The organism is Rhodopirellula sp. UBA1907, from assembly GCF_002337565.1.
GTDB lineage: Bacteria > Planctomycetota > Planctomycetia > Pirellulales > Pirellulaceae > Rhodopirellula > Rhodopirellula europaea.
Window position 1 is genome coordinate 111,817 of record NZ_DDGH01000084.1, and the last position, 12,730, is coordinate 124,546.

Sequence of the window (12,730 nt, forward strand, 5' to 3'; positions counted from 1 at the left end):
TGCGACGGTTGCTGTTTGTCAGCGGCTTCGCCTGTTCATTTTTCGCCTGATGCATACTCCAGACTTTGTTTGCCTGATTGGTCGATCCGAGTGGCCGCACCGCTCGCACCGCCGACGATGAACTGGCTGCCGTCGCGATTGGAATCCAATGCGTACAGGTAATCTCCAGCGACCTTGGCATTGGTTTCTCGAGAGCCATTGTCGATGCGATAGATGCGGAAGTGACTGTCGCCGCTGGCAACTCCAATGCGATTTTCGCGGCCGACATAAACCAGTTTCGTCACTTCGGTTTTGAATCCTGTGATCGTGCGTGTGGCCTGGCCCGTTTCAATATTCCAGATTTTGACCGAGGCATCAGCAGAAGCCGTTGCGAGTTGACAACCATTGAGGTTCCACGCGATCGAGGTGACATGGTGCGTGTGTCCTTCGAGTGTTTTGATCAGCGTGCCCGATTCAATGTCCCACAGCTTGATCATTTGATCGGCACCGCCGGTCGCCAAGATCTTGCCGTCCGGCGAAAAGCGGACACACAAAACGGTGTCGCTATGCGAGTTGGGGATCTCGCGAATCAGGGAACCGTCGGAGACTTTCCAAAGCATCAATTCACCCGCTCGCGAAGGATCGCCACCACCGGTGGCCAGCAATTTGCCGGAAGGATGAATGTCGATGCTCAACACGCGATTCGCAAACGGGCTCGGGCCAGTCGTCGCACCAATGGTCTGGCGAAGATTCCATGAGCGGGAAGGAGCAACGAACGCCTGGATCTCGCCGTTGGACCCTCGAATCAGGACGCAATGATCACCGCTGGCGATCAATTGTCCGTCGGTTGGCAGTTCGGACAATTCGGCCAACCAGTCACCGGTTGCGGACCACAGACTCCATGCGTTTTGAGATGCGTCGTCGGTGTTGGCGGCGTGTGTGAGAACGCGAGATCCTGAAGCCATGACGGCGAGTGTGGCATCGGTTGCGCGAGATGAATCATGCCGTGATTGAGAAGCGGCGGCCTTGGCTTTCTTTGATTCGTGTTCTTGTTTGAGTTTTGCGAGGACCTGTTGATGACGTTTGTGTTCCGCTTCCAAGTCCGTTAGCCGAGCCTCACCGCGGGCTTTGATTTTCTCGGCTTGGCTGAGTTCTTTGATGGCAGCGGCGAGTTCGCTCTCCTTGGTCGCAAGGGCTTGCTTGGCTTCCTCAACGCTGGCCTGTTTCTCGTCTCGCAGTTTGGTTTTGGTTTCGATCTCTTTGACAATCGATTCCAAGTTCTTCTTCTCTGCCGCGACGTCGTCTTCGGCTTGCTTGACGTCTTTTTCTTGAGCCGCGACCAATGTTTCGGTGACGAGTGTTTGCCAGTTGTCGTTTGCGAATTGAGCTTTGGCGACAGGATCCGTTTTCGCAACTTCGACATAGCTTTGATCGGCGATGTTGTATTGTCGCAATGATCCTGACTCGGTGCTGACCCACAGCGAGGTGCCGTTGGGCGAGAGCGAAGCGGACACGGCGGGAGCGGGCAATTTGCCGGACGCTTCGAACGTTTGATTGGCTGGATTCCAGTTGGCAACGTTGCCGGTTGCATTGATCGCGATCAACTGATCCGGCGTCTCAGACGCCGAGTGGATCGCAAGCACGGTTTGGTCAAAAACGTTGTGCTCTGTGTTGGTCCAAGTGTCTCCGTCTCGGTTCCAAAACAAGACTTGGCCATCGTCGGTCGCGGTTGCTAAGCGATCCGGTCCGATCCATTGCATCGAGGTGATCGCGCTAGCCGCATCGAGGGTTTCGATGTCTTTGCTGTCGACGCGAACGATGCGGATTGTGCTGTCCCACTGAACTGCCGCTTGATGACCAACGTTGTCCAGCGCGATTCGAACCTGGGTAGGATCGTCGGATTCTAAATCTTCAGGCAGGTCAAAGCTTTTCATCCACAGCCATCGATCTTTACCGACTTCCGCCACACTCAGCTCTCCACGACGCGAGAGTTTCGCGAGATGAGTCCCGTTGGCATTCATCGCAATCGCCAGGGTGTCGTCCGGATTGATTGAGGGAATTGTGGCTGGTTCGAACGGTGTCCTCTCCCAAATCTTGACGTTGCGATAACCCGCCGAAATCAGTTGGTGGCCGGTTGGATCGAAGAACAAATCTTGGACGAAGTCATCGTGAGCCGGCTTAGTTTCTTCGCCTTCGACGATTGCAAGCGTTTCAATCGGTTCAGAGGACTTGGTGCCGAACACACGAATCTGGTTGCCAAAGCTGACCGCGGACAATCTTCCGTCGGCGGTCATGGCTGATCCGTAAACCGTTTGCAAGTCGGTCGGTAGCGGTTGCCATTTTTGTTCCGCCGGAACGTTGGTGGCTTGGTCGACGATGGCGCCGGATTGGATCCAACGCTTCAGCAAAGCAAGCTCCTTCGGATTCAAAATCGAAGCCGAAGCATCGTTGTCTTCCGGTGGCATCACGGGATCATCCGCGTGGGACGCGAGCAGGAACAGTCGACTTCCCGCGGGGTTTCCGGGAACGATGAGATCATCCAAGTCGGAGGTCCGGATCTGTTCTCCGGATTCCAGGTTCACTCCGCCTTCGTCGTCGCTGGTGTTGTGGCAGGCAACGCAGTTTTTTTTCAGCACCGGTGCCACGTCGCGACTGAAGAGGACTTCATGGCCGTCGGGCAACTCGTCGATTGGGAGCGTGTCTGCGCTCACTTGGTTGGGTGTGCCGACGATCGAATCAAGTCCGACGCTCCACTCAAAACTCAGTGCCAGCACGACGAGCAAAGTCTTTGTGGCTGGGCGGATCATGGTGAGGCTTCTTTGGCGGGGGCAGGAGGAACGGTGAGCCAGAACTCCGTCAGTGGGATGGATGGCCGGAGGTGGTAGGTGGCCGCAATGGTTTCTTCCGTCGGCTCGTCATTCGCGTCCAAAATGGTTCCCACGATTCGGAAGCGACCATGGCCGATCGCATTGTCTGCGGCGGTCAGTTTTAGTTTGACCGTCTTGGCGGTGTCGCCTTTGGGTTCGGAAACCACGGCGTCCGACTGGATCCCATCGGGCAAATCCGTCGCGGCGATTTTGACTTTTGAGTTGAAACCCGACTTGCGATTGACGGACACGCTGAGTTCGAGCGGTTTGGACTGAGTGACGACGAAGTGATCTTCAGTCATCGAAAGTTGGCACTCCGGTTTCAATTCGGCAATCGACAATTGATAGAAGTGTCGCGGGCCAAATTCGCCCAGCATCTCGGAGAGGGCGACGTCGATAGGACCGTCTTCGGTTGCGGTGAAGTCGACTCCGGCGTCATAGCCACCAGACGACAGGTCGTCGTTGCTGGCCAGTGTTTTGCCTGACTTCGCCTCTGTGATCGTGAGTTTGGAATCGAGCAAGAATCCGTTGGTCTTGGATCGGACCTCTGCGCGGTACTTGGTTCCTTTGTTGGCCTTGAATTCGTAGTGATGCGTTTCATCGGCTTTCAGGAAGTGACCGAACAGCAAAGCGGGCAGCGTTCCATCGAACTTGCCACCGGGTAAGACTCGATGAACCGATTCATCAACGGGTGGAACCCAAGACCACCCCAAGGCATCGGGGATCGTCGCGACGGGAGGCGAGAGGCTTTCGGTGGTGTTTGAGACCGTCGGGGTGGAGTCGTCGAGGTTGTAACCAAACGCAATGGCCTTCTCTTTGTCGGCAGCAACATGATCCACGAACGGGCCGGTGGTCACGTCCAACATGTAAATGAATGAGGCTGATCCCGCGTAGCCGATCGTGCTGTTGGGCGTTTCGGGGAACGCGAAAATGCGGATCAGGAGTTCTTGATCTGAGTCAGCGGTGAAAACGATCTGCGGGTCTAATCCGCGGACATCGTCGGAATGGAAGAGCACGTTGCCGCGAAGATCCGTTAACTGCAGCACCGCATCCATGGGTGACTTCAAGACTTGGTTGGCGGTCGCGGAAACGACCAATGTCTGGCCCGTCTTCACTGACACGCGGTAGGCATCGCTGTCGCCGCTCTTGGACAAACGACCGGCGACGACGGTGGGAAGCCCAATTGGGTTGGCTTCCGATCGTTTGTCATTGGGTTCCGTTTCAGAAAACCCGTCGGCAGGCGAGAGGATCAGGGGAACCAACGCGGTCATGGACTGGTCGTCGTGGAATCGAATCCACGCGACTCCCGGTGCCGCGTCGTCAGCGACTTTGACGGTCAACTTGCCGGAGTCTTTGCCGGCCGAGATGGAAACCTGATCGACATCGCAATCGATGTTGGGTGGCCAGTTAGGAAAAGTGCCTTCCGCGGTGACCGCTGTTTCAGCACCAACGGCAACCGCCGGCGGGAACACTCGATCCAGCTTGATTTGTGCGTGAGCCAAGTGCGGGGTGAAGCAGCATAAAATCAATGCCCACATCAGGCGATGCTGAAGTGCGGAAGCGATCACGGAGCAACTCGCACGGCGTGAACGAAGGATGGTTTCGTAGACGCACGTGTTGTTGATTGAATTCAATGAGTGACGCACTAGCTCATCAACTCGGTGATTGGAGTCGCGTCGCTGACCAAGTGTGTGGGGCGTCCTTCGCCGGTGTACATCATTTGGCCAGGATCGATGCCGAGTTTCTCGTAGATGGTCGACACGAAATTTTCTGGTGACAGGACTCGTTCGACCGCGGCGTAACCTTGTCGGTCGGTCGCCCCGATGACTTGTCCGCCCTGCGTCTGACCTCCCGCGAACACGACGCTCATGGCGTTGGACCAGTGGTCGCGTCCACCGCGTTCGTTGATCTTGGGTGTCCGTCCGAACTCACCCAAGACAACGACCAAGGTGCGCTCTAGCATGCCTTGTTGTTTCAGGTCCGAGATCAAAGCCGCGACCGTTGCTTCAAACGGTGGCAGTTTCTTATCCAGTGCATTGAAGATGTCGACGTGATGGTCCCAGCCACCGCTGTACAGCGTCACGAAGGGAACGCCGGCGCCGACCAATCGACGGGCGAGCAAGGCTTGTTGGCCAAACGGGTTTCGTCCGTAAGCATCGCGGACTTCGTCGGATTCTTGGTGAATGTCGAACGCGGCTTGGGCTTCTTTGCTGCTGATGATTTGCAGGCTTTGCTGATAGAACTCATCGACTGCCAAGGTTGGATCGGCGACGCTGGCGTCATTGAAACGCATCATCGTGTCGATGCGTTGGCGGATTTGTTGCCGGGAACTGAATCGGCCGTCGGTCAGTCCCGTGGGGATCGTGACATCGCGAACACGGAAGCCGGAACTGTTCGGATTGTCGGGAACGACGAACGGTGCGTACTTGCTGCCGAGGAAATTCGGGCCTCCCGAACGCGACATGCGGGGCAGAGAAAAGTAGGCGGGAATCCCGTGAGGGGCACCGATCTCTTTGGAGACCACGCTGCCGAGGCTGGGGTGAAAACTGACAAACGCACCACAACCAACCGGAATGCGAGGCGGGGCCCCGGTCATCATGTAGTGATTGCCGGCGCCGTGGTTGCCCTGGTCGTGCCGAATCGAACGTACGATTGCGAGGTCATCGCTGATCGCCGCCATTTTTTGCATCGGTTCAGCGAACTGGATGCCGGGCGTTTGAGTCGCAATGGGCTGGTAGGTGCCGCGAATTTCGACGGGGGCGTCTGGTTTGGGGTCAAACGTTTCGTAGTGGCTGGGCCCGCCGTCCATCCAAACCAAGATGCAAGCATCCGCCTGAGCGTTTTGGCGCCGTGCACCGGAGTTCTCTGACGCGCGAGCCTGCGCACTCAAGGCTCCCGACAGGCCTCCGCCGATCAGTCCGCCAAGACCCAATTTCAGACCGTCGCGGCGCGTCAGTCCTTCACAGTTTGTCCAAGTGTTCGACATGATTCATCAGTTTTGAATAATAAACTCAGGCGAATTCATCATCGCCCACATCAAGTCCTCAATCACACGCCGACGACCTTCATCGGTGGTTTCCTTTTGTTCTTCATCGCCACTTTGATTCGCAGTGTCGCTCTCGCTGGTGATGTTATCGCTGGAGTCGCGAATCAATGTCTCGGCATAGCTTCGTTCTTCGTCGTTTGGCATTCGCGAAAAAATAGCCAAGTACAGATCGGTCACGATCTCTGCCGGAGTCAGGTCGCTGTTGGCCAGCCGCGCCGCACGACCGGTATCGCTTCGGACCCGTGCGTCGAGTTCTCGCGAATTCATCAGGTGCAATGTCTGAGTGACGGATGAATCAGGAATGCGTTCGCACGGTGGATCCTTGTTCTCATCCGGTCTGCCAAACGTATCCAGGAACGTCGAATCGATCCGGTGCGTCCAGACTTGGTTGGCTCGCGATTCGGGGGCCAAGCCGGAAAAGGATTCCGACGTTTCGGTCACGTCCGCGACCGCTTGAGCGAGCACCTCGGCCCGCAATCGATGACGGTAGTGACGCGAGTGATTCAGTCGGTCGGCCGCGTTGGTTTCGTTGGGAACGGAACTGAGCGAGTAAACGTTGGACAGGACGATGGTTTTGATCAGGTCCTTTTGATCGAAACCGGATTGTTGAAAGTGCTCCGCCAACGCATCGAGCAGCGCTGGGTTGCTGGGTGGATTCGTGCTGCGAAGATCGTCGACCGGATCGACGATGCCTCGACCCATCAACTGTGCCCACACGCGATTGACGTGAACCTGAGCGAAGTAGTCGTTGTCCGGGGACGTCATCCATTCCGCGAGCGCCTCCCGTGGATCCGATCCCTCGGCCACCTCGGCGGTGCCAAACAGAGGCGAGGGAGGCAGCACTTCGTCGGTCACGGGATGCTTGACGCTTCCCTTGGTTGAAACGTAAACGATCTCTTCGCCACCTGAGATCGGCGGCGACAATCCTTTGCCTTTGCGGCCGACTCTGCCGAAGTAGGCGGCGAAGGAATAGAAGTCGTGTTGGCTCCACTTTTCAAATGGATGATGGTGGCACTTGGCACATTCCAAGCGAACGCCGAGAAACAGTTGGCTGACCAGCGTGGCGACTTCATCAGGGCTGCGTCGATCTCGGAACAGTGTCACGGCGCCGTTGTGCCACGTGCTGCCTTTGGCCGTGATCAGCCGCCGTGCAAATTCGTCGTAGGGAACGTTTTCTCGAAACTGCTGACGGATCCAATTGTCATAGTTCAGGACCGCTTTGATCCCGACGCGATAAGGATTGGGACGCAGCAGGTCCGCCCATTGGTTGGCCCAGTGATCGATGTATTCCGGTTGATCGAGAAGTTGGTCGACGAGCCTTTCGCGTTTGTCGGGATCTTGAGACTCAAGAAATTCGCGAGCCTCGTCCGCCGTCGGTGCTCGTCCGATCACATCGGTGTACACACGGCGCAAGAACGTAGATTCGCTGGCCGGATCTGAAACTTGAATTTGAAGTTGGTTCAGTTTGTCGTGGACCAATTCATCGATGAAGTTGGCACGCGGTTGTTGGTCGTAGAATCCTTCGGGCAATGCCGTTGTTCGTGGGATGCTGACGTTGGCCACACAAATGTGATTCATGTAGCGAGCCATCAAGGCGGTCTCGCCAGGAATCGGTCCGGCAACGATCTTTCCTGTTTTGTCGACCGATGTGATCGCGGCGTCGTTGGAAAGGTAGCCGGTCATCGAGGTGACATCTCGCTGGCTGCCGTCGCTGTAGCGAGCCAAGACAGCAAGCTGAGCTGTTTCGGATGGCTTGAGTAGAAACTCGGTCTCAGCAATTTCGACGGAAGTCAACGTGGGTTCGTCTGCCAGTCGACGTGGTGCTCCTTGGCGAATCCAGGCGGTCAGTGTCTGGTAGGCCGGCGAGCCGACTTCGATCTTTCGCCCGCCACCATGAGGCAATTCTGCCGTCGCTTTCTGAACCAACAGGCTGGATTCCGGTGCCCGGATGGTGAGTCGTCGCCCGCGGGCCTGTCGAACAATCGCGTCGTAATCGAAGTTGGAATCAAACCCCAGCAGCGAAAGTTGGAATCCGTTCTGTCCGCGTTGTTTGCCGTGGCAGGCACCCGCGTTGCAGCCTTGAGCGGCCAGGATCGGTTGCACGTCCAGTTCAAAACTGACCGGCGATTGAGCTTGCTTGGGCGATTCCGAATGGTTCGGTTGGTTCGCACTGGACGCAGAAGCAGGCTGGGTCGGATCCGCGAACACTTTGCCAGGGCCGGCAGTGCTTTGATGGATGATCCCCAACAGCGTCGCTGCGATGGCGACGTGAATGGGCGACAACCTTGGGGAAAGGCGATCTGACATGGCGGGCGGGAGGTGGGTGGGGTCTGAGGAGGGACCCTCAGCATAGCCAATTGCGGAACTCCGTTGGGAACTAATCTTTGCCCGGTGCCAGATCGCCTTCCTATTACTCGCCGCAACCGTTCAAACGAAGTCGCACCAGCAGATCGTTCAGAGCTGGGCGGGCGGACGGAATTTCCGGTAGTCCTGACTGCTCGTGGGCCTTCTCGAGTTGGCTGAACAATCGCTCAAATTCATGCGTGTGGAATTCGAGATCAGCGGCATCGAGCGTCCCTTTTTCCGGCCCCGTTTGCTTGCGATCAATCAGCTCGTCGATGTACGAGAGTCTCGCGTTTTCGTTGAGAGTCACGAGGTTCGATTCGACCTCGCCGGATCTCATCAAGTGAATTCCAGTCAGCAGCACGCGGTAGACATACAGCAACGGTTTGACTCGTGGCGGTGTCTCCTTTGCGAACAGTTTCCACTGAGTCGCGGCGAACCCGAGGTAGTGGTGGGCGTGATGCCGAGTGATGCAGCCTTGAGCGATCGACTTCAGTTCCTCGTGTTCCGGCATGGAGTGAACGATCAGTGGCGAGAAGACTTGTTCGAGCACGTAACCATTTCGCTTGAGCATCAGCCCAAAGAATTTGCCGACGTCGTGAGTGACCAAGTCGATCTCAAGGCCGTCGTAAACACCTTCCTTTTCGATCGTCTGTTCGCCATCCTCCAGACCGACGACCGTCTTCAGCGGCAGCAGGTGCACGCCGCGAAGATCGAAGTCGGAATCTGGGGACGGGAAACCGTACAGGTGGGCTCCGCTGATGGTGGCGAACAATAGCGGATACGGTGCAGCACGGACGTGCGGCATCATCTTGTCGTAGTCGATTGTTCGGGCGTCAGTCATGGAAGGTTCTCTTGGATGGCTTTGCGGCGAGCATCGACCAAGAACGCGTTGACTCGTTCGTAGTCGGGACGATCGGGCAGTGGGGTGGTTCGAAAGGCGACTTCGAAATCTTGCTGCAGTTTCTTACGCCATTCATCTGCCTCATCGAACGGCATCTCGCCACCCTTGATGGTCAGCAGACGGTCTCGGTGTTGGCCGGCATCGACCACCATCTCGCCGCTTCGCAGGACATGCGTTCCCGACAACAGCAACCGAATCAGGTGCATGACGTGTTTCCACTTCACGCGGCCTTGGTTACGGATGTCTGTTTGCATCTTCTTGAATTGCGAAGCGACGTAGCCTGAGAACGTTTGGAAAACGAGCTTGGAAAGAAAAGCGTCACGCATCGCCAGCAAGTCTTTGCCGAGCGGTGTGACGGATTCGACGATTGGCGAATAGAGGCATTCGAGAACGTTCGGGTTCGCTTTGAGTGCCAGCACAATGAACTTTTGCAGTTCCCAGTAGACCTCTTGCGTTTGATCGTTCTCAAGTTGTTCGGGGACGCCGTAGAGTGACCAATGGAGCTCCGCCGGCGGAAGGTAAATGCCGCGTCGATCCGTGTCGGAATCTTCGTCTTCGAGACCATAGGCTCGCGAGCCGATCACGCAGCGATAGATCACTCGGTCGTACAGGCCCGAACTCATCAGCGGTGCATTCGCATCACGGATGGTTTGGTTTTTGAACTCCGACAATTGCACCAATTGGTCGTGATGAATGGCCGCTTCAAACCCGTCGCTGAATTTGACGCGATAGGCGTGCGTGCGATCCACCGGTGACCGCACGACCACTCCGACCGCTCCCGCCGGATGAGCGATTCGATCGTTCGACGTCATGACGTCTTTTTGCGAGACGACCTGGGTGCCCGGCGAGTGGATCAGCGAATGGTTCTTGGGAAGCGACATTGAGTTGGATGAGTGCGGTGAGAATGGAGGTGTTCGATTGTAGGTGGTGGAAAGAGTCGAGCGGTTGAAGGTTCGGTGCAGATTGGGATCGCTCACATGATGAACCTCATCATGTCATGATGTGTCCTTTGATGTCGGAACATTGTGCGTCGTTAGGAGAACAGCATGACACTCAAGCAGCTCGCGAAAGAAGTCCTCGACTTGATTGATGCGGGTGAGTATCGCGTCGGCGACACGGTCGTCCGCTTTGCCGAGCAACAAGCTCAGGCGGTGCAATCGACTCGGTTGTATCGACCGGACGAAATTGAATCTTTGCAAGCCAAGCCGGCAGAGGCGAGCCAAGTCGTTCGTGTGGTCGATGGAACGACTCAGGTTGTTGCTCAGCAATTGTCCGGTGCAGGCGATACCGCGCTGTTGAACTTCGCTTCCGCTCGTAATCCGGGTGGCGGCTTCCTCAACGGTGCCAAGGCGCAAGAAGAAGATCTGTGTCGATGCAGTGGTTTGTATCCCTGTTTGATCGAGTGCATGGAATACTATGAAGCGAATCGATCGCAATCGTCGCTGCTGTACACCGATCATGCCATATTCAGCCCCTCGGTTCCTTTCTTTCGAACCAAGGGCACCGGCGAACTGCTCGAGAATCCCTTTTTCGCGTCCGTGATCACTGCACCCGCTCCCAACAGCAGACCTTTATTGCGTGGCAATCCCGATGCGTCCGAGGAATTGGAGAGCACCTTTCTGCGAAGGTGGCGGAACGTTCTTCGAATCGCGAAGGATCAGAACGTCCGCTGTCTTCTTTTGGGAGCTTGGGGATGCGGAGCGTTTGGAGGCGACCCAATGATGGCGTCACGCACCGCGAAGTCCGCCATCGAATCGGACGGCGGTGATATCAGCGAGATTGTTTTCGCGATTCCTGGTACCGGACGGCAAAGCAAAGCGAACTTGGACGCCTTTCGCGAAACGTTCGAATGATGGTCGGAGATGTGATGTGAACTTGGTGTGTGGCTTGTCTATCGTTTGCTCACGCTGCCTGCGATGCGGTCCCGGGCGATGCGTTTGACGACTTCCATGAGTCGTTGTTTTCGGCCATGTTTTGTTTTGACTGCACTTTAGGCGATTTCATTTGTAACTATGGAAGGTCAGGCCGCGAGGGCAAGCAACTGCTCGAAGCGTTCGCGAATTTTCCGTCCATCCGTCTCGGGTTGCAGATCGACCAAAAATGTTTCGCGTAGCATTTCGCGGGCGATTCGACGCCGGCGGTCCGCGTGCGATGGCCGCCGATCAGGATTGTCCCACGGACGATCACCACGGTCGACTAGCGTTTCACTGGACTGATCCCAGCACTCCAGTTCCACCATCGCGTAAGTCCAACCGCACAAGTGCCAACAACCGATACTCGACCACACATTGCGAACCTGTTGCTGACCGGCACCCCAGATTTCCTTGACGTCGTGGAAGTGTTCTTCGATCGACCAGCGGTCCGAAACGATCTTCAAGACCGTCTCCACTGTCATCTCGAGGTCACTGCTGGCGTAGGCCGCCCAATTGCCGCTGGCATGCTCAAGCAACACCACGCGAATGCTACCACCAAAGACATGACTGGTCGCGATGAATGTCTTGTAACGACCCTCGGTCATTTGACCACGGCAGGTATACCGGATCGTCGTCCAGCCGTCATGCCTGTCGGCCCGCTTCTTCAAGCTGATCTTATTCTTGCCATACTTGCGAGGCCGACCACGCTGCCCCTGCTTGTTCATCGGGACATCGAACAGCTTGGCGTCGCTGCGAAGCCGCGTCACGACGTGCGCACCTTCGGCAAGCAGCGGACGAACCAACGTCTTGGCGGCATACGCACCGTCAAAGACGACCACGAAGCGAGCAAGCGAACCGAGTGCTCGAAGATGACCGATCACCTGCCGGCAAAGATCCAGAGCCAGTTCGTGTTTGGTGCGAAATTCCCAGTCGTAGCGGGCCTGAAGACTTTCAATGTCAACCTTTCGAACGTACAGACTCGACAACAGCGGCAAGGCAATTGGACCGAAAACGGGATGACTCAAGACCATCGCCAAGCAAACCCAGTTGTGGCCATAGAGCCAGTCGCCATCGCCAGGACCGGGCGTGGGGTTGTGGTGGATGTTGGCCGCTTCGACGCATCGTCCGTATCGCTTCGTGGGGGAATCGTCGATCGCAAGCGTCCAGTAACCGGTCTCGCCAGGGGCAAACTTCTTGAAGATGAACATCAACAGCGGCACCATCAACGAAGCGGTGTCACGTCCGACCGACTGCAGCGTTTCGTAGAACCGATCCCAGTCGTCCTTAACGCCCGCCACGCGGAACCAACTGGCAGCCGTTCGGCGTCCGCCGGCAAGCATGGCCCCGGCGATGATGATGGGCAAACGAAATGCGATTCGCGAATCAAGCATGCGGCTCATGGCGTCGACCAGTGTCGCGATCGTCCCAACCAAAGGTACAGCCGGCTCGATCGTGCGGCGACGCTGGGGGTTGGGACGCGAGAGGCGTTTTCGCTTGTCATGCTGGGACGGTTTGGACTTATCGCCATGTTGAGCTTGCGGCGGTTGGCCGTTGGTCTTACGCTTTGCCATCCTTGGCTCCGTGGTGCTTGGATTGGTGTGAGAACCTCCATTTTCCACGTGAGCCTTTTTCGTGCCTATATCAATTTCACAATGGCATCCGTTCGCCTAAAGTGCAG

Annotated in this window: 8 protein-coding genes; 1 reads left to right on the top strand and 7 read right to left on the bottom strand. The window is 56.6% G+C overall.

Annotated elements, in window-relative coordinates; genetic code table 11:
* Nucleotides 1-35: 35 nt before the first annotated feature.
* The 6 genes from B2R17_RS18935 to B2R17_RS18960 form a co-directional block, all read right to left on the bottom strand.
* Nucleotides 36-2,786 carry a c-type cytochrome domain-containing protein gene (locus B2R17_RS18935; protein ID WP_286765192.1) on the bottom strand — a complete coding sequence of 917 codons (2,751 nt, stop codon included), beginning with the start codon at nt 2,784-2,786 and terminating at the stop codon, nt 36-38.
* Nucleotides 2,783-4,414, bottom strand: a complete 1,632-nt coding sequence (locus B2R17_RS18940; RefSeq protein WP_286765193.1) for a PPC domain-containing protein — start codon at nt 4,412-4,414, stop codon at nt 2,783-2,785. The genes B2R17_RS18935 and B2R17_RS18940 overlap by 4 nt, the downstream gene beginning before the upstream one ends.
* A gap of 77 nt (nt 4,415-4,491) precedes the next feature.
* Complete coding sequence (locus B2R17_RS18945; RefSeq protein WP_286765194.1) at nt 4,492-5,832, bottom strand: DUF1501 domain-containing protein; 1,341 nt, start codon at nt 5,830-5,832, stop codon at nt 4,492-4,494.
* A 6-nt stretch (nt 5,833-5,838) separates the two neighbouring features.
* Nucleotides 5,839-8,199 (bottom strand): DUF1549 and DUF1553 domain-containing protein, encoded by a 2,361-nt coding sequence (locus B2R17_RS18950; protein ID WP_286765195.1) that lies wholly within the window; start codon nt 8,197-8,199, stop codon nt 5,839-5,841.
* Between the two features lie 103 nt (nt 8,200-8,302).
* The gene (locus tag B2R17_RS18955) at nt 8,303-9,079 is read right to left on the bottom strand and encodes a nucleotidyltransferase domain-containing protein (protein ID WP_286765196.1); all 777 of its coding nucleotides are present in this window, start codon (nt 9,077-9,079) and stop codon (nt 8,303-8,305) included.
* Nucleotides 9,076-9,951 (bottom strand): nucleotidyltransferase domain-containing protein, encoded by an 876-nt coding sequence (locus B2R17_RS18960; RefSeq protein WP_286765197.1) that lies wholly within the window; start codon nt 9,949-9,951, stop codon nt 9,076-9,078. The genes B2R17_RS18955 and B2R17_RS18960 overlap by 4 nt, the downstream gene beginning before the upstream one ends.
* Before the next feature lie 234 nt (nt 9,952-10,185).
* On the opposite strand from B2R17_RS18960, the gene B2R17_RS18965 reads away from it, so the two are divergent.
* Entirely contained in the window at nt 10,186-10,992 is an 807-nt protein-coding gene (locus tag B2R17_RS18965; protein WP_286765198.1) for a TIGR02452 family protein, read from the top strand.
* Between the two features lie 167 nt (nt 10,993-11,159).
* On the opposite strand, the gene B2R17_RS18970 is transcribed toward B2R17_RS18965, so the two are convergent.
* Nucleotides 11,160-12,623, bottom strand: coding sequence for an IS701 family transposase (locus B2R17_RS18970; RefSeq protein ID WP_286765199.1), 1,464 nt, complete (start codon nt 12,621-12,623; stop codon nt 11,160-11,162).
* Between the last annotated feature and the right edge of the window lie 107 nt (nt 12,624-12,730).